We start from the raw sequence: 21,930 nt of genomic DNA, 5'->3' as shown, positions 1-21,930 counted from the left end.
TGCCAACGCTCAGCGTTGGACTTTTATATTGTTCGTCGAATCATTCGCTAGCGGTGGCTACGCTCTCAAGCCGATACCCATACCCGTAAATCGTCAGCAGTTGCCAACCGCGATCAGCCGTCAGGCCCAGCTTGTTGCGCAGGCGATAAATATGAGTATCCAGAGGCCGGGAGGAGACGATTTCTTCATGGGTCCAAAAGCGCTCATACAAGTATTCACGGGATAAAGGTCGACCCAGATTGGCGAACAGGCAGCGGGCGAGACGGTATTCCCGTTCGGTCAGGCTGATGGGGGTGGAGGCACGGGTGACAGTGAGTTCGGCGTCGTCGAATTCGAGGTCATTGAATGTGAGTACTTCGGTGGCTGCCGCGCGTTGCAGTCCATGCCGACGAAGCACGGCGCTGACCCGAGCCATCAGCTCGTTAGGACGAAACGGTTTGCTCACGTAATCGTCGGCTCCGGCGTTCAAGGCCTGGACGATATCGCTTTCGGTATCGCGACTGGTGAGCATGATCGCGGCCGGTGGTGAGTCCATGTGTTCCCGGGTCCAGCGCAACAACGACAGACCGCTGATGTCGGGCAATTGCCAGTCGAGGATCAACAGATCGAAAGTTTCCCGGCGAAGTTGCCGTAACAGGTCCTCTCCCCGCTCGAAACTGTGCAACGTCCACGCCTGCTCCCCCGTGACGGGGATCTGTCGCAGTGTCTGTTCCACCCGGCGGAGTTCGGCGGGTTCGTCATCCAGTATTGCGACACGCATGCCGAGTGCTTCCTTCATCTCGTAAGTGCAACGGTTAAGAAAATTCCTGCGGGAGTTTAGGCTGATTGATTGAATCTGAACAATTGTGGCGAATTGCTGTGAACTTCCCAAGTGTGGATACGCTGATATCACTTAGCCGGTAGGTGATGAATGATCGGCAGAATGCTCCAGAGGGACTGTGGGAAAAAATGCGTCTAAAGATTATCTTTAACGGGTTTACAAGATTAGCAGCGTTGATGTTGGCCGCGGGTCTCGGATTGGGATGCACCACGGTCCAGTCAATATCAGTCATCGAGCAGAATGTTACACCGCGTTACTTCGGCCCGGCAGAGACGAACACGGTGATGGGCGACTCGCCAGGCTTTGCCCCGGTGCACTCCGCACAGGTAGAAGCCGCCCAGCTCGACATTCGCTCGGCGCAACAACGTTGGGTGTTTTAGGCGCCTTCAGTCAATTCTGAACAAATATTGAGAATGACCGCGCAAGGTCGCTTATGCCGGTAAATTCGTTTTCGCTGAGCGGCACAGGGGCATTGGGATGTGCTCCGACGCAGGGAGCGTCAATGCCAAACTGCAGGACCGTCGATCGCCGGTTTTCGGCGGGTCTGCAGTTCAGGGGAAAACACATGGAGTGCCTGCTCAGTTCTGACACAGGGATGTGTCATCTCATTTCCTTTGCGCCCATGGCTATCTGCCAGAGCATCCGGTCAGGTATCGTGCGTCAGCGCGGGCGTTTCCCGGCATGATTTGTATAAGAGCATAAAAGCCAATCCATGAACCTCATGACCTTATTGCTCCCACGCCGTTCTGGCGTTTGTCTTTTACTGGTTGCCGGGTTGATGGAATTGTTCACCCAGAGTGCATCGGCGGCTGCCGCCTCGGCAAAACGTCTGCCTTATATCGATGACAATCAACAATGTCGCGGCCAACCGCTGCCCGCGACTGTCGAGCACCTGACTGGCGAAGCCTGGAAGCTGGATGCTAAAGGCAGACAGACGCCACTGCAGGAAGGCATGCCGATCGACGAGCAGGAAGGCATCAAGACTTCACCCTCGGCGTTTGTCAGCCTGTCCCTGGGCGATGGCTCGCGGGTAGTGCTGCCTTCCAGCTCCCAGATCACGCTACACCTCAATGAAGAACATTCGATCCCTCAGGTTATCCTCGAGCAGGGCCAGGTCGAGTCGTATGTGATCAAGCGTGCCAGCGACCATGATCGTTTTCAGATCGTCACGCCGGTCGGTGTACTGGGCGTACGGGGTACGCACTTCCGGGTGCGCAACGATGATGGTGGCCAGGCATTACTGGAAGTGCTGAACGGGCACGTGGCGGTCAATCGTGATGAGGAACTGTCGCGCCCCCGCTCTGCCCGCTCCACTGCCAAACGGACTCAGGGCCCTGAGGATGATGAAGTCCAGGTCATGGCCCGTCAGGGCTTGCGTATTCAGAAACAAGGCACGTTGACGCCAATCGACTTGTTACCTGCCCCACGTTTGTTGGGGCAGGCCGGTCAAACGGGTAATGTGCCTGTCTGGCAATTGATCATGAAGCCCATCGAAGGCGCCACGCGTTATCGGGCGCAAGTGGCCACCGACGCGGCCTTTCTGGACATCAAGCAAGAGCAGTTTTCCAGCACGCCCGAGGTCAAATTCAGCGGGTTGAAGGCGTTGTTCTACCATGTTCGCCTGTCGGCGTATGACGCTCAGGGGTTAGAAGGAGAGACCGGGGTGTATGACATTTTCTATTACCCCAGGACCACGCGTGTCCAATAGCGCCCTGGCCGACGACCGATGAAGGGCCGCCCAAGGAAGGATGGTCGCGAGCCGACCCAGGCTCAGCGGCTGTTTCGGCGAATGGTCCGCGAGTGGCTGTGGGTCAGCCTGATCCTGTTGCCGCTGACGGCAGTGCTGTCCATGACCCATGGCCTGGTCTTGAGCAATCTGCTGTACGACAACCTGCGTCGGCTGAGCCCGCTGCCGGTGGACCCACGAATACTCATCGTCACGATCGATGACTACAGCTTGCAGCAGCTAGGCAAATGGCCTTGGTCGCGGGCCATGCACGCGCAGTTGCTTGATCGGCTAGGCGCTGCGAACGCCAAAGGCATTCTGTTCGACGTAATTTTCAGCGAGCCCGATAGCCATCCCGGCAACGATCAGCTTCTGGCCCAGGCGGCCTGCCGTGCCGGAAATGTCTTCGTGCCGTTGCTGCGTGAAGGCGTGGCGCGTTATGGACAGCCTTTGGGGGAAATTGAACCGGTGGCGCCACTGAGCCATTGCGCCAAAGGCGTCGGGCACATCAATGCCCAAGCGGATGCCGACGGGATCGTTCGCAGTGTGTACTTAAGCGAAGGACCGGCACAACAAACACGTGCGCAACTGGCCTGGCTGCTGTACGAACAGACCCTTGCCGACAAGGAGAATGTACCGATGCCCGGGACCCCGGCCCTGCCGTCGACACAAGGCTGGCAGCGAGCCCACGAAATACGGATTCCTTTCATCCGTTCCGATGCGGGTTTTCCCAGTGTGCCCTACGTCAGCGTCTTGCGCGGTGAAGTCCCGCCCGAATTGCTGCGCGATCGCTTGATCCTGATCGGCTCCACCGCTCCAGGTTTGGGGGACCGTTACGTGACACCGCAATCGGCGAGCATGGGCACCACCCCGGGCATCGAAATTCAGGCAAATATCCTCAATGGGCTGCTGCAACAGCGCAACATTGTGGCTCTCGATGAACGTTTGGCGGCGTTGTTATCGGTGGTGATTGTCGGTGAGTTGCTGGGCCTGATGTTGGTGCGTCCGCGTCGCGCGTTATGGCTGACCCTGGGGGCAATGGCGGTCGCGCTGCTGGGTTCGAGCCTGCTGTTACGTCTTGGCTGGTGGTGGTCACCGGCCGCGAGTCTGCTGGGTATGCTGTTGGGTTACCTGATCTGGAATTGGCGAAGGCTGAATGCGGTGCTCGCCTATTTCGGCTGGGAACTGGCGCGTCTGGACAGCGAGCCGAAAGTGTTTCCCGAACGCCGCCGTACCCAGGCTCCGGCTGGCGATGTGCTGCAAGGGCAAATCGTCGCGCTGGAACAGGCCATGAGCCGGACACGTGACACCCGGCGTTTCATTGCCGATGGCCTTGAGTACTTGCCGGTGGCGACGCTGATCAGCGATCCGAACGGGCGCATTCTGTTGGCCAACCGTAAGGCTCGAGAGATATTTTCCAGCAGCCTGGTGGGCGAGGAGATGCTCGAGCAACTGAGCGAGTTGGGTTACCCGGTGCCGTCCGATGGAACGCTACCGGCGTTGTCGACCCTGGAGCCGCTGGAATTTCGTGACACTCAGGCACGCAGCCTGCGTCTGGACCTGGCGCCGCTGTTGCCGGCCGAGGGCGACTCGGTGATTGGCTGGTTACTGAGCCTCACTGACTTGAGCGTCGAACGGGACGCCGAGGAGCAGCGGGCCGTGTTGCTGCGTTTTCTGTCTCATGACCTGAGGGCCCCCCACTCGGCGATTCTGGCTTTGCTCGACGTTCAGCGGCATCAGGTGTCTGGCGACACTCAAGTGTTCAGTCAGATCGAATTACAAGTACGCAAGGCGCTGAACCTGACCGAGGCCTTTGTGCAGTTGGCAAAGGCTGAATCCGAGGCCTATCAGTTTCAGCCGAGTATGTTCGCGATGTTGCTGCTCGATACCTTCGACCAGGCCTCGAGCATCGCTCATCTGAAGAACATTCAGTTGCTGCATGACCTCGACGAAGATGCTGAAGCGCTGGTCCTGGCCGATCAGTCGTTACTGACACGGGCACTGTTCAACCTGCTGGAAAATGCCATCAAGTACAGTCCGGCAGGTTCGCGGATCAGCGTGCGGGTGAGTTGTGCCGAGGGTTGGTTGACGTGCGAGATCGCCGACCAGGGCCGAGGGATTGCCGTCGAAGAACTCCCCGAGTTGTTCAGTCAGTATCGACGTTTTGCATCGGCTCACGGCAGTGACGGCCTGGGGCTGGGGTTGTCCATGGTCAAGGCGGTGGTGGATCGTCACGGCGGGCGGATTTCCTGTCATAGCGTGGTGGGGCAAGGTACGACGTTCAGTGTCCAGCTGCCCCTATTGAGCGAGTGAGCCTGATCTTTTTCACAGGCATAAAAAAACCGGCTATATCAGCCGGTTTTTTTACGTCCGAAAAAAACTTATGCACGTTTTCCGAAGTTTTATTTGCTTAAGAAATATGTATGCAAATCAAAAGCTTAAAAACGAAATACAGCGATTTTCAACAAAACGGTACACAGGTTATCCACAGAATCTCAGACAGTCACTTGATCGGTTGCACTTGGTGCCGCCGGGGCTGCTGGCAGCGAACCCATTTCGCGTTGCATCTGTTCGTTCCAGGCCTGCACCCGGTCATTCAGGTCGGCGATGGCCCGTGGCCCGCTACCCTCGGCGTACATTGGCGCGCCGATGATCACGGTAATCACGCCCTGCTTTTTGGCCCAACCGGTTTTTGGCCAGAACTTGCCGGCATTGTGTGCAATCGGCAGCACGGGCAATGACGCATTGACGGCCAACGCGGTGCCGCCTCGGGAGAACTTGCCGATGGTGCCGTAGGGAACGCGAGTCCCTTCTGGGAAAATCAGCACCCAGACATTGTCCTTGAGCAGTTCATCGCCCTTCTTTGCTACATGCTTGAGCGCAGCTTTCGGGTTGTCACGGTCGATGGCGATCGGCCGCAGCATGGCCATGGCCCAGCCGAAAAACGGCACGTAGAGCAATTCGCGCTTGAGCACCTGGCTTAACGGTTCGAAGTAGGCCGAGAGAAAGAACGTCTCCCAGGTGCTCTGGTGGTTCGACTGAATCACGCAGGGCTGTTCAGGCACATTCTCGGCGCCCTTCACTTCGTAGCGAATACCCAGAAAGACTTTGCTCAGCCACAAGGCGCAGCGGCACCAATACACGTTGATAAAGCGATAACGCGCCTTGAATGGCAGAAACGGCGCGATAAAAAAGCTCAGGGTGCACCAGAGCAACGAACTGGTGCCCAGCAGCAGGTAAAAGAGGAAAGTTCTGATGGCCTGCAGTATCGACATGGCGACATTTACCGTTGCGGGCACTGCCCGCCTATTCAAGCGCACTCCCGATCAGTCCTTGGCCAGGATGTCAGAAGAGCCTTAGTTGTGGATAAGTTCTGCGGCAATCGCCGCCAGATCGTCAAAAATCAAGGTGCCTGCCGGTAGGGTCTTGCCCTGAGTCTTTTCGCCTTTCCCGGTCTTTACCAAAACTGGCTGACAGTCGACGGCTTTGGCGGCCTCCAGGTCACCGAGAGTATCGCCGACGAACCATAGATTCGTCAGCGAAACGTTGTAATGCGCGGCGATGGTTTTCAACATCCCGGGTTTTGGCTTGCGGCAATCGCAGCCATCGTCTGGCCCGTGCGGGCAATAGACGATCAGCCCGACTTCGCCGCCCTGCTCCGCCACCAACTCGCGCAAGCGCGCGTGCATGGTCTCCAGGGTGGCGATGTCGTAATAGCCGCGAGCGATGCCCGACTGGTTGGTGGCGACCGCCACCGTCCAGCCGGCCTTGCTCAACTGCGCGATCGCTTCGATCGAACCGGGGAGTGGAATCCACTCCTCCACCGACTTGATGTACGCGTCGGAGTCGTAATTGATCACCCCGTCCCGATCGAGAATCAGCAGTTTCAACAGCAGCCCCTCAGCCCAGCAACGAAATGTCGGCGACGCCGAGGAACAACCCACGCAGACGCGCCAGCAGCGCATAGCGGTTGGCTCGCACCTTGGCGTCTTCGGCGTTGACCATCACGGCTTCGAAGAACGCATCCACTGGCTCGCGCAATGCGGCCAGACGCGCCAGCGATTCGCTGTATTGACGGGCAGCGGCCATTGGCTGCACAGCCTGGTCCGCCTGCTGGATCGCCGAATACAGCGAGAACTCGTTGGCGTTGTCGAAGTACTTGGCTTCAACGACCGTCGGCACGGAGCCTTCGACTTTGCTCAGCAGGTTCGACACGCGCTTGTTCACGGCGGCCAGGGCGGCGGCTTCCGGCAATTTGCGGAACGCTTCTACCGCTTGTACACGCTGGTCGAAGTCCAGGGCCGAACCCGGCTTCAGGGCACGTACCGACAGGTAGGTTGCGACGTCCACGCCTTCGTCTTCGTAACGGGCACGCAGACGGTCGAAGATGAACTCCAGCACCGCGTCATTAAGGCCGGCAGCCTTGACCTTGGCACCGAACGCATTCACGGCGAAGGCCACGGCGTCGTTCAGGTCGAGGTCGAGCTTTTTGTCGATCAGGATCCGCAACACACCCAGCGCGGCACGGCGCAGGGCATACGGGTCTTTGCTACCAGTCGGCAGCATGCCGATACCGAAAATGCCCACCAGGGTGTCGAGCTTGTCGGCAATGGCCACGGCCGCACCGGTCAGGGTGGTCGGCAGTTCAGCGCCGGCACCGCGCGGCATGTACTGCTCGTTCAGCGCCAGGGCGACGTCTTCCGGCTCGCCGTCGTTGAGGGCGTAGTAGTAACCGGCGACACCTTGCATTTCCGGGAACTCACCGACCATCTCGGTCGCCAGGTCGCACTTGGACAACAGGCCGGCACGCGCCGCCCAGGAAGCGTTACCGCCGATGCGAGCGGCGATGTAGGCCGCCAGCTTCGACACGCGCTCGGCCTTGTCGTAGACACTGCCGAGTTTTTCCTGGAACACCACGTTCTGCAGACGCAGATTGAATTCTTCGAGTTTTTGCTTCTTGTCTTGCTTGAAGAAGAACTCGGCGTCGGTCAGGCGTGGGCGAACCACTTTCTCGTTACCGGCGATGATCTGCTGCGCATCCTTGCTTTCGATGTTGGCCACGGTAATGAAACGTGGCAGCAACTTGCCGTCGGCATCCAGCAGGCAGAAGTACTTCTGGTTGTCCTGCATGGTGGTGATCAGCGCTTCTTGCGGCACGTCGAGGAAACGTTCTTCGAACGAGCACACCAGTGGCACCGGCCATTCAACCAGCGCGGTCACTTCGTCGAGCAAGGCTTGCGGAACGATCGCCGTACCTTCCTGCATGGTCGCCAGTTCTTCGGTGCGCTTGTTGATCAGCTCGCGACGCTCGTTGGCATCGGCCAGTACATAAGCAGCACGCAGATCGTTCAGGTAGTTGGCCGGCGAGGTGATGCGCACGCTTTCAGGGTGGTGGAAGCGGTGACCACGGGAATCACGGCCGGCCTTCTGGGCGAGGATGGTGCAGTCGATGACGTGGTCACCGAGCAGCATCACCAACCATTGGGTCGGACGAACGAATTCTTCCTTGCGAGCACCCCAGCGCATGCGCTTGGGGATAGGCAGGTCGTTCAGGGAATCTTCGACGATGGTCGGCATCAGGCTCGCGGTCGGCTTGCCGGCGATGCTTTGGCTGTAGCGCAGCTTCGGGCCGCTCTGATCGATTTCGCTCAGTTCTACACCGCACTTCTTGGCGAAGCCCAGGGCTGCTTGAGTCGGGTTGCCTTCGGCATCAAACGCAGCCTGGCGTGGCGGGCCGTCGAGGTTGATGCTGCGATCCGGCTGCTGGGTTGCCAGCGCGGTGATTAGCACGGCCAGACGACGCGGCGCGGCGTAGACGGTTTTGCTCTCGTAGCTCAGGCCAGCGGCTTGCAGGCCTTTGTCGATACCGGCCAGGAATGCCTCGGCCAGGGTGTTCAGGGCTTTGGGTGGCAGTTCTTCGGTGCCCAGTTCAACCAGAAAATCTTGAGCACTCATTGTGCAGCCTCCAGCTTGGCCAGTACTTCATCACGCAGGTCCGGGGTCGCCATCGGGAAGCCCAGCTTGGCGCGAGCCAGCAGGTAGGCTTGCGCAACGGAACGCGCCAGGGTGCGTACACGCAGAATGTATTGCTGACGCGCGGTCACCGAGATCGCCCGGCGCGCATCCAGCAGGTTGAAGGTGTGGGAAGCCTTCAACACCATTTCGTAGCTCGGCAACGGCAGCGGCTGGTCGAGTTCGATCAGGCGCTTGGCTTCGCTTTCATAGAAGTCGAACAGTTCGAACAGCTTCTCGACGTTGGCGTGTTCGAAGTTGTAGGTCGACTGCTCCACTTCGTTCTGGTGGAACACGTCGCCGTAGGTCACCTTGCCGAACGGACCGTCAGCCCAGACCAGGTCGTAGACCGAGTCCACGCCTTGCAGGTACATGGCCAGACGCTCCAGACCGTAAGTGATCTCGCCGGTCACCGGGTAGCACTCAATGCCGCCCGCTTGCTGGAAGTAAGTGAACTGCGTCACTTCCATGCCGTTGAGCCAGACTTCCCAGCCCAGACCCCAGGCGCCCAGCGTTGGCGACTCCCAGTTGTCTTCGACGAAACGGATGTCATGCACCAGCGGGTCCAGACCCACGTGCTTGAGGGAGCCCAGGTACAGTTCCTGGAAGTTGTCCGGGTTCGGCTTCAGCACTACCTGGAACTGATAGTAGTGCTGCAGACGGTTCGGGTTTTCACCGTAGCGGCCGTCAGTCGGGCGACGACTGGGCTGCACATAAGCGGCGTTCCAGGTTTCCGGGCCAATGGCGCGCAGGAACGTGGCAGTGTGGAAAGTGCCGGCGCCTACTTCCATATCGTAGGGCTGAAGTACCACACAACCTTGCTCGGCCCAGTATTGCTGGAGGGCGAGGATCAAGTCTTGGAAGGTACGCACGGCTGGCGTAGGCTGGCTCACGAAATTCACCTGTTTCTTGGGCTGCGATTTAAAGAGCGGGAGTATACCCGATTCGGTCCTGCGCACGCCCCCTGGAGCCTTATGCCACGCTGCTTTTGGTGTACCGAAGATCCGCTGTACATGGCTTATCACGATCAGGAGTGGGGCACGCCGCTACGCGATGCGCAGGGATTGTTCGAGTTGCTTTTGCTCGAAGGGTTCCAGGCCGGGCTTTCCTGGATCACTGTATTGCGCAAGCGAGAGCGTTATCGCGAGGTGCTGTTCGGCTTCGACGTGCAGCGCGTGGCGCAGATGAGCGATGCGGAAATCGATGAACTGATGCTCGATCCGGGGATCATCCGCAATCGTCTCAAACTCAACGCAGCCCGGCGCAATGCCCAGGCCTGGCTGGAGCTGGAAGACCCGGTGGGGTTTCTCTGGTCGTTCGTCGGCGGCACGCCGGTGATCAATCATTTCAAGGATCGCAGTGAAGTGCCGGCGGTGACACCGGCCGCCATCGAGATGAGTAAAGGCCTGAAAAAAGCCGGCTTCACGTTCGTCGGCCCGACCATTTGTTACGCGCTGATGCAGGCTTCAGGCATGGTCATGGACCACACTCTGGATTGCGATCGCTACGCCACGTTGGCGAACGGCGGTTAGAATAGCCGCCTCGCGCACAGCACAAGATCAGGAGTGACCTGTGGATAAGTTTAAAGGCGCCTTGCTGGTAGGCGCTCTGCGACTGTTTGCCCTACTGCCATGGCGGGCAGTGCAGGCGGTGGGTTCGGCGATTGGCTGGATCATGTGGAAAACCCCCAACCGTTCCCGCGACGTGGTGCGGATCAACCTCGCCAAGTGCTTTCCGCAGATGGACCCGGCCGAGCGTGAGCGTCTGGTGGGTCAAAGCCTGAAAGACATCGGCAAGTCTCTGACTGAAAGCGCCTGCGCGTGGATCTGGCCGGCCCAGCGTTCCATTGAACTGGTGCGCGAAGTCGAAGGCCTCGACGTTTTGAAAGAGGCGTTGGCGTCCGGTAAAGGCGTGGTTGGCATCACCAGCCACCTGGGCAACTGGGAAGTGTTGAACCACTTCTATTGCAGCCAGTGCAAACCGATCATTTTCTACCGCCCGCCAAAACTGAAGGCGGTGGATGAGTTGCTGCGCAAGCAGCGGGTGCAATTGGGTAACCGGGTGGCGGCTTCCACCAAGGAAGGCATCCTCAGCGTGATCAAGGAAGTGCGCAAGGGTGGCGCGGTGGGCATTCCGGCTGACCCGGAACCGGCCGAATCCGCCGGGATCTTCGTGCCGTTCTTCGCCACTCAGGCCCTGACCAGCAAATTCGTGCCGAACATGCTCGCCGGTGGCAAAGCGGTCGGCGTGTTCCTGCATGCCCTGCGGCTGCCGGACGGTTCGGGTTACAAAGTGATTCTCGAAGCCGCGCCAGAGGCCATGTACAGCACCGATACCGAAACCTCCTGCGCGGCCATGAGCCAGGTAGTCGAGCGCTACGTGCGGGCTTATCCGAGCCAGTACATGTGGAGCATGAAGCGCTTCAAGAAGCGTCCACCGGGCGAAGCACGCTGGTATTGACGCTGCTGTGGATAACTCAGCAGGCTGCGTTCTATTGATCTTGGCCTGCGTTATCGCTGATCAGTGCGTCTGTCGCTCAAGCTTTTTCAGAAACACCGTCATCTCTTTCTCCGCCTGCTTGTCGCCATGAGCGCGGGCGGCTTCCAGGCCCTGTTCCCAGGCCTGCCGCGCCGCCGCGTAATCCGCCAGCGCCAAATGGGCCTTGCCCAAGAGCTTCCAGGCTGCCGAATACTTCGGATCGAACTCGACGCAGCGTTGGAAATGCTCTGCGGCCTTGGCGTTTTCCCCAAGATCCAGATAACCCTTGCCCAGGCCGAAGCGCAGCAATGAGTTATCCACACCCTTGGCGAGCATTTTTTCCAGGGATTCGATCATTGGGTGGCACCTCTGGTTTTTTGGGGGAGTTCGAAATCGCCTTCGCGGGCAAGCCTCGCTCCTACACGGTTCAGTCGTTCGCATAATAGCTGGACGGCTCAAACCTGGAGCGAGGCTTGCCCGCGAAGAGGCCTTCGGATCAGAAGAAGCTCAGCCCCACATGGAACAGCTTCTCCACGTCCCGAATATGCTTCTTATCCACAAGGAACAGAATCACATGGTCGCCGGTTTCGATCACGGTGTCGTCGTGGGCGATGATCACTTCTTCGTCGCGGATGATCGCGCCGATGGTGGTGCCCGGTGGCAGGCCGATGTTTTCGATGGCCTTGCCTATCACCTTGCTCGACTTCGCATCGCCGTGGGCAATTGCCTCGATGGCTTCCGCCGCGCCCCTGCGCAGTGAGTGCACGCTGACAATGTCCCCGCGCCGGACGTGGGCCAGCAAAGTGCCGATGGTCGCCAGTTGCGGACTGATGGCGATGTCGATGTCGCCGCCCTGGATCAGGTCGACGTAGGCCGGGTTGTTGATGATCGTCATCACCTTCTTCGCGCCCAGGCGTTTGGCCAGCAGCGAAGACATGATGTTGGCTTCGTCGTCGTTGGTCAGGGCGAGGAAAATATCGGCGTCGGCGATGTTCTCTTCCAGCAGCAGATCCCGATCCGAAGCACTGCCCTGCAACACCACGGTGCTGTCGAGGTTGTCCGAGAGGTAGCGGCAGCGGGCCGGGTTCATCTCGATGATCTTCACCTGGTAACGGCTTTCGATGGCCTCGGCCAGGCGTTCACCGATCTGCCCGCCACCGGCGATGACGATGCGTTTGTAGCTTTCATCGAGGCGGCGCATTTCGCTCATCACTGCGCGAATGTTCGCTTTGGCGGCGATGAAAAACACTTCGTCGTCAGCCTCGATCACCGTATCGCCCTGGGGCAGGATCGGCCGGTCACGACGGAAAATCGCCGCGACGCGGGTTTCGACATTCGGCATGTGTTCGCGTAACTGGCGCAATTGCTGGCCCACCAGCGGCCCGCCGTAGTACGCCTTGACCGCTACCAGCTGCGCTTTGCCTTCGGCGAAGTCGATCACCTGCAATGCGCCCGGATGCTGGATCAGGCGCTTGATGTAATTGGTGACTACCTGTTCCGGACTGATCAGCACGTCGACCGGAATCGCTTCATTGTCGAACAGTTCGGCACGGGTCAGGTACGCGGCTTCGCGGACCCGGGCGATCTTGGTGGGGGTGTGGAACAGGGTGTGGGCGACCTGGCAGGCGACCATGTTGGTTTCGTCACTGTTGGTCACGGCCACCAGCATATCAGCGTCGTCGGCACCAGCCTGCCGCAGCACGGTCGGCAGCGAGCCGCGACCCTGCACGGTGCGGATGTCCAGCCGATCGCCGAGGTCGCGCAGGCGTTCGCCATCGGTGTCGACCACGGTGATGTCGTTGGCCTCGCTGGCCAAGTGTTCTGCCAGCGAACCGCCGACCTGCCCTGCGCCGAGGATGATGATCTTCATCCAGTCACTCCCTTAAACCCGGTTAACCGCGCGCGGCGGCAATCTTGATCAGCTTGGCGTAGTAGAACCCGTCGTGGCCGCCTTCCTGGGCCAGCAACTGGCGACCATGGGGCTGCTTGATGCCGGCGGCCGTGGCGAGGTCCAGTTCACGGGCGCCTGGCGTGCGGGCGAGGAACGCTTCGATGACTTCGGTGTTTTCGGTCGGCAGCGTGGAGCAGGTGGCGTAAAGCAGAATGCCGCCCACCTCCAGAGTTATCCACATGGCGTCGAGCAGTTCGCCCTGAAGCACCGCCAGTGCGGCGATGTCGTCGGGTTGGCGGGTTAGTTTGATATCCGGGTGACGGCGGATCACCCCGGTGGCCGAGCATGGCGCGTCGAGCAGAATGCGCTGGAACGGTTTGCCGTCCCACCAGGTGGCGGTATCGCGACCGTCGGCGGCAATCAATTCTGCGCTCAGGCCCAGGCGTGCGAGGTTTTCCCGCACCCGCACCAGACGCTTGGCTTCCAGATCCACAGCCACCACGCCGGCCAGTTTGGGCTCGGCCTCAAGGATGTGGCAGGTCTTGCCGCCCGGTGCGCAGCAGGCGTCCAGCACCCGTTGGCCCGGCGCGAGGTCCAGCAGATCGGCGGCCAATTGAGCGGCTTCGTCCTGCACGCTGATCCAGCCTTCAGCGAACCCAGGCAGGCTGCGTACGTCGGCGGCGGCGTCGAGAATGATGCCGTCGCGACTATAAATACAGGGCTTGGCGGCCACGCCAGCGTCACTCAGCAAGCCAAGGTAAGCGTCGCGAGTGTGATGACGACGGTTGACCCGCAGAATCATCGGCGGGTGTGCGTTGTTCGCTGCGCAAATGGCTTCCCATTGTTCAGGCCAGAAGGCCTTGAGGGATTTTTGCAGCCAGCGCGGGTGGGCGGTGCGCACCACCGGGTCGCGTTCCAGCTCGGCCAGCAGCGCTTCGCTTTCCCGTTGGGCGCGGCGCAGCACGGCGTTGAGCAAGGCTTTGGCCCACGGCTTTTTCAGTTTATCGGCACAACCGACGGTTTCGCCGATGGCGGCGTGAGCCGGGACGCGGGTATAGAGCAGCTGATAAAGCCCCACCAGCAACAGCGCCTCGACATCGGCATCAGCCGCCTTGAACGGCTTCTGCAGCAATTTGGCCGCCAGCGCCGACAAACGCGGCTGCCAGCGAGCCGTGCCGAAGGCCAAGTCCTGGGTGAAGCCGCGATCGCGGTCTTCAACCTTGTCCATTTGTGTCGGCAGAGAACTGTTGAGTGAGGCTTTTCCGTTAAGAACTGCAGCAAGTGCCTTGGCGGCGGCCAGACGTGGGTTCATTGAGCGTCTGCCGTTTGACCGAGGACGGTGCCGACGGCAAATTTCTCACGACGGCTGTTGAACAAGTCGCTGAAGTTCAGTGCCTTGCCGCCGGGTAATTGCAGACGGGTCAGGCACAGCGCCTGTTCACCGCAGGCGACGATCAAGCCGTCCTTGCTGGCGCTGAGGATTTTCCCCGGTGCGCCCTGCCCTTCGGCCAGGCTTGCGGCCAACACTTTCAGCGCTTCGCCGTTCAGCGTGCTGTGGCAGATCGGCCATGGATTGAAGGCGCGAACCAGACGCTCCAGCTCAACCGCCGGGCGGTTCCAGTCGATGCGCGCTTCGTCCTTGTTCAATTTGTGTGCATAGGTGGCGAGGCTGTCGTCCTGCACTTCGCCTTCCAGTGTGCCCGCAGCCAGGCCGGCAATCGCCTGGATCACGGCCGGTGGGCCCATCTCTGCGAGGCGATCGTGGAGGCTGCCGCCGGTGTCTTCGGCGCTGATCGGCGTGGTGACCTTGAGCAGCATCGGCCCGGTATCGAGGCCGGCTTCCATGCGCATCACGGTCACGCCGCTTTCGCTGTCGCCCGCTTCAACGGCACGCTGGATCGGCGCCGCACCGCGCCAGCGTGGCAGCAGGGAGGCGTGGCTGTTGATGCAACCCAGGCGTGGGATATCCAGCACCACTTGCGGCAGGATCAGGCCGTAGGCGACCACCACCATTAAATCCGGTTTCAGCGCGGCCAGTTCCGCATGAGCGTCTTCGTTGCGCAGGGTTGGCGGTTGCAACACCTGGATGTTGTGCTCCAGAGCCAATTGCTTGACCGGGCTTGGCATCAGCTTCTGCCCACGGCCCGCCGGACGGTCTGGTTGGGTGTAGACCGCAACGATCTCGTAAGGACTGCCCAGCAGGGCCTTGAGGTGTTCGGCGGCGAATTCCGGGGTGCCGGCAAAGACAATGCGCAGTGGCTCAGTCATGGAAGCTCTCAATTGCAAAGCATCTTGAAAAGAAAAAGGCTTGCCGCGGCAAGCCTTTGAAAGAAGGGCATCAAGCGTTCTGGCGGTGGAGCTTTTCCAGTTTCTTCTTGATCCGGTCGCGTTTGAGCGTGGACAGGTAATCGACGAACAACTTGCCGTTGAGGTGGTCGCATTCATGCTGGATGCACACGGCGAGCAGACCTTCGGCGATCAGTTCGTAAGGCTGGCCGTCGCGGTCCAGGGCCTTGATCTTGACCTTTTGCGGGCGATCGACGTTTTCGTAGAAGCCCGGCACCGAGAGGCAGCCTTCCTGGTATTGGCCCATCTCGTCGGTCAGGGTTTCGAACTCGGGGTTGATGAACACCCGCGGTTCGCTGCGGTCTTCGGAGAGGTCCATCACGACGATACGTTTGTGCACGTTGACCTGGGTAGCGGCGAGGCCGATGCCTGGCGCTTCATACATTGTTTCAAACATGTCATCGACCAACTGACGCACTTCGTCGTCCACTACGGCCACTGGTTTGGCGATAGTGCGCAGGCGCGAATCGGGGAATTCGAGGATGTCTAAAATGGCCATAAGCTTAATTGCTGCACGTGTGAGGTAAAGTCGGGTCGATGGCCTGGCGAGTCCGAAGATGCAGGCTACCGTTGTGAACGTAGCTTCCGGTTTTTCAATAATGAGCCGGAGGCGAGCCACGAGGGCTCTGGCGTTTCACGCGAACGTACATAATAAAGGGATTCACCGCATGAGGAAATCACTACTCGCCTTGCTCCTTCTGGCCTCGGCCGGTTTTGCGCATGGGCAAGTGCAACTCAGGGAAGGTTTTCCACAGCAATACACCGTGGTGGCAGGGGACACACTCTGGGACATTTCCGGCAAATACCTGCGTGAGCCGTGGCAGTGGCCGCAGCTTTGGCAAGCCAATCCACAGATTGAAAACCCCAATCTCATCTATCCCGGCGATACGCTGTCGCTGGTCTACGTCAACGGTCAGCCACGCCTGACCCTCAACCGCGGCGCTTCCCGGGGCACCATCAAGCTGTCGCCACGAGTCCGCAGTTCACCGGTGGCCGACGCCATCCCGAGCATTCCGCTGAAGTCGATCAACAGTTTTCTGTTGAGCAATCGTATCGTCGACAAGGTCGAGGATTTCGACAAGGCGCCGTACATCGTTGCCGGCGACGCCGAACGGGTGCTCAGCGGCACCGGCGATCGAATCTTCGCGCGCGGCCATTTCGATCCGGCGCAGTCGGTCTACGGCATCTTTCGTCAGGGCAAGGTCTACACCGATCCGCAGAGCAAGGAGTTCCTGGGGATCAACGCCGACGACATCGGCGGCGGCGAGATCATTGCCACTGAAGGTGACGTCGCCACCCTGGCCCTGCAACGCACCACTCAGGAGGTGCGACTCGGCGACCGGTTGTTCAGCGGCGAAGAGCGCTCGATCAATTCGACCTTCATGCCCAGTGCGCCAACCACCGACATCAATGGCCTGATCATCGATGTGCCGCGTGGGGTCACCCAGATTGGCGCGCTGGATGTCGTCACGCTGAACAAAGGGCAGCGCGATGGCCTGGCCGAGGGCAATGTGCTGGTGGTGATGAAAACCGGCGAAACCGTGCGCGACCGGATCACCGGTCAGCCCTTGAAAATCCCCGACGAACGGGCCGGCCTGCTGATGGTATTCCGCACCTACGACAAGCTCAGCTACGGGCTGGTGCTCAACGCATCGCGCTCCTTGGCGGTGATGGACAAGGTGCGAAATCCTTAAGCCTGCTCACAAGTTACCAACAGAGTTATCCACAGCTTATTCCCGATTCTACGGGACCTTATAACGATCAAGGATGATCCATGTCGCTGTCTGCCTGTACGTCCGTTTCCCCTGCGGAACTGGAAGCCCGTTTACGCCTGCACCTTTTGCCTGAACTCGGTCCGGCACGTTTCAAGAAGTTGCTGGAGGCTTTCGGTTCTGCCTCCAAAGCCATCAGCGCACCGGCCAGTGCCTGGCGCGCGTTGGGCCTGCCCCTCGCTTGCGCGCAGGCCCGGCGCTGCAGTGAAATTCGTGATGGCGCCAGCCACGCATTGGCCTGGCTAGAGCGTCCGGGCCAGCATTTACTGATGTGGGACCAACCTGACTACCCCGCGCTGCTGGCGCAAATCAGTGATGCGCCGCCGCTATTATTCGTCGCGGGCGATCCGGGCATTCTGGAAAAACCGCAGTTGGCGATGGTCGGCAGCCGTCGCGCATCGCGACCAGGCATGGACACTGCCACCGCATTTTCCCGCAGTCTGGCCGGCGCCGGTTTTGTCATCACCAGCGGTCTGGCTCTGGGCATCGATGCTGCCGCGCATCAGGCGGCTCTGGATGTTGGCGGGCAAACGGTCGGGGTGCTTGGCACGGGGCTGGAAAATTTTTATCCACAGCGTAATCGACGACTGGCGGACGCCATGATCGCCTCGGGAAGTGCGGTACTTTCGGAGTTCCCGCTGGACGCCGGCCCTTCCCCGAGCAACTTCCCCCGGCGCAATCGGATCATCAGCGGTTTGTCCCTTGGTGTACTGGTGGTCGAGGCAAGTGTCGCCAGCGGTTCATTGATCACCGCGAGACTGGCGGCGGAACAGGGGCGTGAGGTGTATGCGATTCCAGGGTCGATCCATCACCCTGGCGCGAAGGGCTGTCATCAACTGATCCGCGACGGCGCGGTGCTGGTGGAAACCATCGAGCACATCCTTGAGGCCTTGCGCGGCTGGCAACGGCTGCCGTTATCCACAGAAACGCCGCAAACGACGGTGACTCATCCACTGCTCATGTTGCTCCACGCGGCGCCTCATACCAGCGAAGCCCTGGCGGTCACCAGCGGCTGGGCCTTGTCGAAAGTGCTGGCAGCGCTGACGGAGCTGGAGATGGATGGCCGGGCGGTCTGTGAGAGCGGTCGATGGTTTGCGCGGGTAAACTAGGTTTTATAAGGAAGATCGGTAAACTGCGCAGAGCCTTATTCCGGAGAGTTTTTTCATGGTTAACAGTTGGCGTGTGCAACAAGCCGCACGAGAAATTCGCGCCGGGGCGGTCATTGCCTACCCAACGGAAGCCGTCTGGGGACTGGGTTGCGACCCGTGGAACGAAGAGGCGGTGGATCGGCTGCTGCTGATCAAGGGCCGGTCTGTGGATAAAGGCCTGATTCTGGTGGCCGACAATATTCGTCAGTTCGACTTCCTGTTCGAAGACTTCCCGGAGTTGTGGATGGATCGCATGTCCAGCACTTGGCCGGGTCCCAACACCTGGCTGGTGCCGCATCAGAATCTATTGCCCCAGTGGATTACCGGTGTGCATGAAACAGTGGCGTTGCGGGTCAGCGATCACCCTGTGGTGCGGGACTTGTGTGCGTTGGTCGGCCCGTTGGTGTCGACCTCGGCGAACCCTCAGGGCCGACCGGCGGCACGGACGCGGATTCGCGTGGAGCAGTATTTCCGGGGGCAGGTTGATTATGTGCTCGGTGGCCATCTGGGCGGGCGCAAGAATCCGAGCGTGATTCGCGATCTGGCGACGGGGCACGTGGTGCGCCCGGATTAATGTGGCGAGGGGGCTTGCCCCCGTTGGACTGCGCAGCAGCCCCCAACCCGATGATGCGGTCTGCCAGTTAGAACGCGTCGCTCATTGGGGGGCGCTTCGCACCCGAACGGGGCGGTGCGGCGTTCCGACAAGCCCCCTCGCCACAGTCTGGTGTCAGGGCAACAGAATCGTCGAACCAGTCGTACGCCGCGCCGACAACTCGGTCTGCGCCTTCGCTGCATCAGCCAGTGGATACCGCTGGCTGATGTCCACCTTCAGCTTGCCGCTGATGATCATCTCGAATAGTTCATCAGCCATGCGTTGCAGGTTTTCAGCATTGTTGGCGTAGGTCGCCAGCGTCGGCCGGGTCACGTACAGCGAACCCTTGGCCGCGAGAATCCCCAGATTCACCCCGTCGACTGCGCCTGAAGCATTACCAAAGCTCACCACCAACCCCCGAGGCGCAACGCTGTCGAGCGATGTCAGCCAGGTATCTTTGCCTACACCGTCGTACACCACCGGGACTTTTTTACCGTCAGTCAATTCCAGTACGCGTTGTGCGACGTTCTCATGGCTGTAATCGATGGTCGCCCAGGCACCATTGGCTCTTGCCAGGGCGGCTTTTTCCGCTGAACTGACCGTGCCGATCAGCTTCACCCCAAGGGCCTTGGCCCATTGGCAGGCAAGCGATCCGACGCCGCCGGCCGCGGCGTGAAACAGGATGGTTTCGCCACCCTTGAGCTCATATGTCTGACGCAGCAGGTATTGCACGGTCAGGCCTTTGAGCATCACGCCGGCAGCCTGTTCGAAGCTGATGGCGTCCGGCAGGTGCACCAGGTTGGCTTCCGGCAAGACATGCACGTCGCTGTAGGCGCCCAACGGGCCACTGCCATAAGCCACGCGATCGCCAACCTTGAAGCGGGTGACTTCGCTACCGACTGCGTCGACCACGCCCGCGCCTTCGGCGCCCAGGCCCGATGGCAGGGCTGGCGGTGCATAAAGGCCACTGCGGTAATAGGTGTCGATGAAGTTCAGGCCGATGGCCTTGTTGGTCACGCGTACTTGTTGCGGGCCGGGCTCGGCGGGTTGGTAATCCACGTATTCGAGCACTTCGGGGCCGCCATGGACGCGGAACTGGATACGCTTTGCCATCTGCTCTCTCCTTAGGTCTTTGGCTTCTAGAGTCGTAGCGCCAAGCGCCCTATCGAACTCCCAAGCTTGATCTTCGTCAACTGCGACGGCACAAGGTGCAGTGTTATCCTACGCAGCAATTTGCCGCCGGCCTGTTTGAGCGCCGCGTAGCTTTGCCCGATTCAAGGTGATGCCATGACTACCCGCACCGAGGCCGTAAAAGCCTACCTGCTCGACCTGCAAGACCGTATTTGCGCTGCCCTCGAAGCCGAAGACGGCGGCGCGCGTTTCGTCGAAGACGCCTGGACCCGGCCTGCCGGCGGCGGTGGTCGCACCCGGGTGATTGAGAACGGTGCAGTCATCGAAAAGGGCGGCGTCAACTATTCCCACGTGTTTGGCAGCGGTCTCCCACCGTCCGCCAGTGCTCATAGGCCGGAATTGGCCGGTCGAGGCTTCGAAGCCTTGGGCGTGTCGTTGGTGATTCACCCGCATAACCCCCATGTGCCGACGTCCCACGCCAATGTGCGCTTTTTCATCGCCGAAAAAGAAGGTGAAGAGCCGGTCTGGTGGTTCGGTGGTGGCTTTGACCTGACCCCTTATTACGGCAATGAAGAAGATTGCGTGCATTGGCACCGCGTCGCCGAACAGGCCTGCGCGCCGTTTGGCCCGGACGTTTACCCGCGCTACAAGGCTTGGTGCGACAGCTACTTCCACATCAAGCATCGCCATGAGCCACGGGGCATCGGCGGCCTGTTTTTCGATGACTTGAACGAGTGGGACTTCGATACCAGCTTCGCCTTCATGCGCGCCATCGGCGATGCGTTCATCGACGCGTACCTGCCGATCGTGCAACGTCGCAAGAATGATGCGTTCACCGCCAAACAGCGTGAGTTCCAGGAGTTTCGCCGTGGTCGTTACGTTGAATTCAACCTGGTCTATGACCGCGGCACGCTGTTCGGCCTGCAATCGGGCGGGCGTACCGAGTCGATTCTGATGTCGCTGCCGCCGCAAGTACGCTGGGCCTACGATTGGAAGGCCGAGCCGGGCAGCGAAGAAGCGCGCCTGACCGAATACTTCCTGCAAGACCGCGATTGGTTGGCCAAGGCCTGAACGAGGAATTCTGATGGACCGTTATGTCGTATTCGGTAACCCGATCGGCCACAGCAAGTCGCCGCTGATCCACCGTCTGTTCGCCGAGCAGACCGGGCAGAAACTGGACTACAGCACCTTGCTGGCACCTCTCGACGACTTTTCCGGCTGTGCGTTGGAATTTTTCCGCGAAGGCCGTGGGGCGAATGTGACAGTGCCGTTCAAGGAAGATGCCTATCGCCTGGCGAACAGCTTGACCCAGCGGGCGCAGCGGGCCGGCGCGGTGAATACCCTGAGCAAACTGGCCGATGGCAGTCTGCTGGGCGACAACACCGATGGCGCCGGGTTGGTACGGGACCTGACGGTCAACGCCGGATTCAGCCTCGCGGGCAAACGCATCCTGCTGCTGGGGGCCGGTGGCGCGGTGCGCGGCGCGCTGGAGCCGCTGCTGGCGGAGCAACCGGCGTCGGTGATCATTGCCAACCGCACCGTGGAAAAAGCCGAATTGCTGGCGCAATTGTTTGCCGATCTGGGGCCGGTGTCGGCCAGCGGTTTCGACTGGCTGCGCGAGCCGGTGGACCTGATCATCAACGCCACATCCGCCAGTTTGTCCGGCGATGTACCGCCGATTGCCGGCAGTTTGATCGAACCGGGCAAGACGGTTTGCTACGACATGATGTACGGCAAGGACCCAACCTCGTTCTGCCGTTGGGCCAGTGAACATGGGGCTGGTGTGTCGATGGATGGCTTGGGCATGTTGGCCGAGCAGGCGGCGGAAGCTTTCTATCTGTGGCGCGGTGTGCGCCCGGATACGGCGCCGGTGTTGGCCGAACTTCGCCGGCAACTGGCACTATAGTTTTTTGTGGCGAGGGGGCTTGCCCCCGTTGGACGGCGAAGCCGTCCCAAAGCTGCCACGACCGCTGCGCGGCCGAACGGGGGCAAGCCCCCTCGCCACAGGTCGGTG

At 60.3% G+C, this 21,930-nt stretch carries 21 protein-coding genes; 10 read left to right on the top strand and 11 right to left on the bottom strand.

The window, feature by feature from the left end:
• Positions 1-40: 40 nt before the first annotated feature.
• The gene (locus AF70_RS24505) at positions 41-760 is read right to left on the bottom strand and encodes a response regulator transcription factor (protein ID WP_026331802.1); all 720 of its coding nucleotides are present in this window, start codon (positions 758-760) and stop codon (positions 41-43) included.
• A 236-nt stretch (positions 761-996) separates the two neighbouring features.
• Here AF70_RS24505 and AF70_RS24500 point away from each other — a divergent pair, with 236 nt between their 5' ends.
• From AF70_RS24500 to AF70_RS24490, 3 genes are all read left to right on the top strand, one after another.
• A complete protein-coding gene (locus AF70_RS24500) occupies positions 997-1,200 on the top strand; it encodes a hypothetical protein (RefSeq protein WP_169342502.1) in 204 nt (67 codons plus the stop codon).
• A gap of 341 nt (positions 1,201-1,541) precedes the next feature.
• The gene (locus AF70_RS24495) at positions 1,542-2,528 is read left to right on the top strand and encodes a FecR domain-containing protein (RefSeq protein WP_032831056.1); all 987 of its coding nucleotides are present in this window, start codon (positions 1,542-1,544) and stop codon (positions 2,526-2,528) included.
• Between the two features lie 18 nt (positions 2,529-2,546).
• The gene (locus AF70_RS24490; RefSeq protein WP_019580334.1) at positions 2,547-4,859 is read left to right on the top strand and encodes a CHASE2 domain-containing protein; all 2,313 of its coding nucleotides are present in this window, start codon (positions 2,547-2,549) and stop codon (positions 4,857-4,859) included.
• Between the two features lie 182 nt (positions 4,860-5,041).
• Here the strand turns inward: AF70_RS24490 and AF70_RS24485 are convergent, their stop codons facing one another.
• The 4 genes from AF70_RS24485 to glyQ all read right to left on the bottom strand — a co-directional run bounded on the left by AF70_RS24485 (position 5,042) and on the right by glyQ (position 9,451).
• Complete coding sequence (locus AF70_RS24485; RefSeq protein ID WP_018927315.1) at positions 5,042-5,821, bottom strand: 1-acyl-sn-glycerol-3-phosphate acyltransferase; 780 nt, start codon at positions 5,819-5,821, stop codon at positions 5,042-5,044.
• An 81-nt stretch (positions 5,822-5,902) separates the two neighbouring features.
• Positions 5,903-6,442: a D-glycero-beta-D-manno-heptose 1,7-bisphosphate 7-phosphatase gene (gene gmhB / locus AF70_RS24480; RefSeq protein WP_167331188.1), complete on the bottom strand. Its 540-nt coding sequence runs from the start codon at positions 6,440-6,442 to the stop codon at positions 5,903-5,905.
• A 4-nt stretch (positions 6,443-6,446) separates the two neighbouring features.
• Positions 6,447-8,501, bottom strand: a complete 2,055-nt coding sequence (glyS, locus tag AF70_RS24475) for a glycine--tRNA ligase subunit beta (protein WP_028940075.1) — start codon at positions 8,499-8,501, stop codon at positions 6,447-6,449.
• Positions 8,498-9,451, bottom strand: a complete 954-nt coding sequence (glyQ, locus tag AF70_RS24470) for a glycine--tRNA ligase subunit alpha (RefSeq protein WP_003213601.1) — start codon at positions 9,449-9,451, stop codon at positions 8,498-8,500. Before glyQ ends, glyS begins: the two co-directional genes overlap by 4 nt.
• Positions 9,452-9,532: 81 nt before the next feature.
• On the opposite strand from glyQ, the gene tag reads away from it, so the two are divergent.
• Together tag and AF70_RS24460 are read left to right on the top strand one after the other, a co-directional pair.
• Positions 9,533-10,090, top strand: a complete 558-nt coding sequence (gene tag, locus AF70_RS24465; RefSeq protein WP_028940074.1) for a DNA-3-methyladenine glycosylase I — start codon at positions 9,533-9,535, stop codon at positions 10,088-10,090.
• Between the two features lie 40 nt (positions 10,091-10,130).
• Positions 10,131-11,018, top strand: a complete 888-nt coding sequence (locus tag AF70_RS24460) for a lysophospholipid acyltransferase (RefSeq protein ID WP_019580330.1) — start codon at positions 10,131-10,133, stop codon at positions 11,016-11,018.
• Between the two features lie 60 nt (positions 11,019-11,078).
• Here AF70_RS24460 and AF70_RS24455 read toward each other — a convergent pair whose 3' ends face one another.
• The 5 genes from AF70_RS24455 to def all read right to left on the bottom strand — a co-directional run bounded on the left by AF70_RS24455 (position 11,079) and on the right by def (position 15,772).
• Positions 11,079-11,393: a tetratricopeptide repeat protein gene (locus AF70_RS24455; protein ID WP_019580329.1), complete on the bottom strand. Its 315-nt coding sequence runs from the start codon at positions 11,391-11,393 to the stop codon at positions 11,079-11,081.
• 139 nt (positions 11,394-11,532) lie between these two features.
• Entirely contained in the window at positions 11,533-12,906 is a 1,374-nt protein-coding gene (gene trkA, locus AF70_RS24450; RefSeq protein WP_018927309.1) for a Trk system potassium transporter TrkA, read from the bottom strand.
• 22 nt (positions 12,907-12,928) lie between these two features.
• The gene (rsmB, locus tag AF70_RS24445) at positions 12,929-14,239 is read right to left on the bottom strand and encodes a 16S rRNA (cytosine(967)-C(5))-methyltransferase RsmB (RefSeq protein ID WP_019580328.1); all 1,311 of its coding nucleotides are present in this window, start codon (positions 14,237-14,239) and stop codon (positions 12,929-12,931) included.
• A complete protein-coding gene (fmt, locus tag AF70_RS24440; protein WP_019580327.1) occupies positions 14,236-15,195 on the bottom strand; it encodes a methionyl-tRNA formyltransferase in 960 nt (319 codons plus the stop codon). Before fmt ends, rsmB begins: the two co-directional genes overlap by 4 nt.
• A gap of 70 nt (positions 15,196-15,265) precedes the next feature.
• Positions 15,266-15,772 (bottom strand): peptide deformylase, encoded by a 507-nt coding sequence (gene def, locus AF70_RS24435; RefSeq protein WP_007941507.1) that lies wholly within the window; start codon positions 15,770-15,772, stop codon positions 15,266-15,268.
• Positions 15,773-15,941: 169 nt separating this feature from the next.
• On the opposite strand from def, the gene AF70_RS24430 reads away from it, so the two are divergent.
• From AF70_RS24430 to AF70_RS24420, 3 genes are all read left to right on the top strand, one after another.
• Positions 15,942-16,967, top strand: coding sequence for a LysM peptidoglycan-binding domain-containing protein (locus tag AF70_RS24430; protein ID WP_019580326.1), 1,026 nt, complete (start codon positions 15,942-15,944; stop codon positions 16,965-16,967).
• Between the two features lie 80 nt (positions 16,968-17,047).
• On the top strand, positions 17,048-18,154 hold the full coding sequence (gene dprA, locus AF70_RS24425; RefSeq protein ID WP_028940073.1) for a DNA-processing protein DprA: 1,107 nt from the start codon (positions 17,048-17,050) through the stop codon (positions 18,152-18,154).
• A 55-nt stretch (positions 18,155-18,209) separates the two neighbouring features.
• Complete coding sequence (locus tag AF70_RS24420; RefSeq protein WP_019580324.1) at positions 18,210-18,767, top strand: L-threonylcarbamoyladenylate synthase; 558 nt, start codon at positions 18,210-18,212, stop codon at positions 18,765-18,767.
• Between the two features lie 153 nt (positions 18,768-18,920).
• Here the strand turns inward: AF70_RS24420 and AF70_RS24415 are convergent, their stop codons facing one another.
• Positions 18,921-19,898: an NADPH:quinone reductase gene (locus tag AF70_RS24415; protein ID WP_028940072.1), complete on the bottom strand. Its 978-nt coding sequence runs from the start codon at positions 19,896-19,898 to the stop codon at positions 18,921-18,923.
• A gap of 174 nt (positions 19,899-20,072) precedes the next feature.
• Here AF70_RS24415 and hemF point away from each other — a divergent pair, with 174 nt between their 5' ends.
• Together hemF and aroE are read left to right on the top strand one after the other, a co-directional pair.
• The gene (hemF, locus tag AF70_RS24410) at positions 20,073-20,987 is read left to right on the top strand and encodes an oxygen-dependent coproporphyrinogen oxidase (protein WP_018927302.1); all 915 of its coding nucleotides are present in this window, start codon (positions 20,073-20,075) and stop codon (positions 20,985-20,987) included.
• A gap of 13 nt (positions 20,988-21,000) precedes the next feature.
• A complete protein-coding gene (gene aroE / locus AF70_RS24405) occupies positions 21,001-21,822 on the top strand; it encodes a shikimate dehydrogenase (RefSeq protein WP_018927301.1) in 822 nt (273 codons plus the stop codon).
• Positions 21,823-21,930 lie beyond the last annotated feature (108 nt).

This window comes from Pseudomonas sp. KD5 (genome assembly GCF_012932895.1).
Taxonomy (GTDB): domain Bacteria; phylum Pseudomonadota; class Gammaproteobacteria; order Pseudomonadales; family Pseudomonadaceae; genus Aquipseudomonas.
Note: the sequence above shows the minus strand (reverse complement) of the source record. Positions and strands in the feature narration are given on the sequence as shown.

What these genes read in the sequence shown, in the direction of transcription:
- AF70_RS24505 (WP_026331802.1), bottom strand. Translation starts at nt 760, where the DNA reads ATGCGTGTCGCAATACTGGATGACGAACCCGCCGAACTCCGCCGGGTG.
- AF70_RS24500 (WP_169342502.1), top strand. Translation starts at nt 997, where the DNA reads ATGTTGGCCGCGGGTCTCGGATTGGGATGCACCACGGTCCAGTCAATA.
- AF70_RS24495 (WP_032831056.1), top strand. Translation starts at nt 1,542, where the DNA reads ATGACCTTATTGCTCCCACGCCGTTCTGGCGTTTGTCTTTTACTGGTT.
- AF70_RS24490 (WP_019580334.1), top strand. Translation starts at nt 2,547, where the DNA reads ATGAAGGGCCGCCCAAGGAAGGATGGTCGCGAGCCGACCCAGGCTCAG.
- AF70_RS24485 (WP_018927315.1), bottom strand. Translation starts at nt 5,821, where the DNA reads ATGTCGATACTGCAGGCCATCAGAACTTTCCTCTTTTACCTGCTGCTG.
- glyS (WP_028940075.1), bottom strand. Translation starts at nt 8,501, where the DNA reads ATGAGTGCTCAAGATTTTCTGGTTGAACTGGGCACCGAAGAACTGCCA.
- tag (WP_028940074.1), top strand. Translation starts at nt 9,533, where the DNA reads ATGCCACGCTGCTTTTGGTGTACCGAAGATCCGCTGTACATGGCTTAT.
- AF70_RS24455 (WP_019580329.1), bottom strand. Translation starts at nt 11,393, where the DNA reads ATGATCGAATCCCTGGAAAAAATGCTCGCCAAGGGTGTGGATAACTCA.
- trkA (WP_018927309.1), bottom strand. Translation starts at nt 12,906, where the DNA reads ATGAAGATCATCATCCTCGGCGCAGGGCAGGTCGGCGGTTCGCTGGCA.
- rsmB (WP_019580328.1), bottom strand. Translation starts at nt 14,239, where the DNA reads ATGAACCCACGTCTGGCCGCCGCCAAGGCACTTGCTGCAGTTCTTAAC.
- fmt (WP_019580327.1), bottom strand. Translation starts at nt 15,195, where the DNA reads ATGACTGAGCCACTGCGCATTGTCTTTGCCGGCACCCCGGAATTCGCC.
- def (WP_007941507.1), bottom strand. Translation starts at nt 15,772, where the DNA reads ATGGCCATTTTAGACATCCTCGAATTCCCCGATTCGCGCCTGCGCACT.
- AF70_RS24430 (WP_019580326.1), top strand. Translation starts at nt 15,942, where the DNA reads ATGAGGAAATCACTACTCGCCTTGCTCCTTCTGGCCTCGGCCGGTTTT.
- dprA (WP_028940073.1), top strand. Translation starts at nt 17,048, where the DNA reads ATGTCGCTGTCTGCCTGTACGTCCGTTTCCCCTGCGGAACTGGAAGCC.
- AF70_RS24420 (WP_019580324.1), top strand. Translation starts at nt 18,210, where the DNA reads ATGGTTAACAGTTGGCGTGTGCAACAAGCCGCACGAGAAATTCGCGCC.
- AF70_RS24415 (WP_028940072.1), bottom strand. Translation starts at nt 19,898, where the DNA reads ATGGCAAAGCGTATCCAGTTCCGCGTCCATGGCGGCCCCGAAGTGCTC.
- hemF (WP_018927302.1), top strand. Translation starts at nt 20,073, where the DNA reads ATGACTACCCGCACCGAGGCCGTAAAAGCCTACCTGCTCGACCTGCAA.
- aroE (WP_018927301.1), top strand. Translation starts at nt 21,001, where the DNA reads ATGGACCGTTATGTCGTATTCGGTAACCCGATCGGCCACAGCAAGTCG.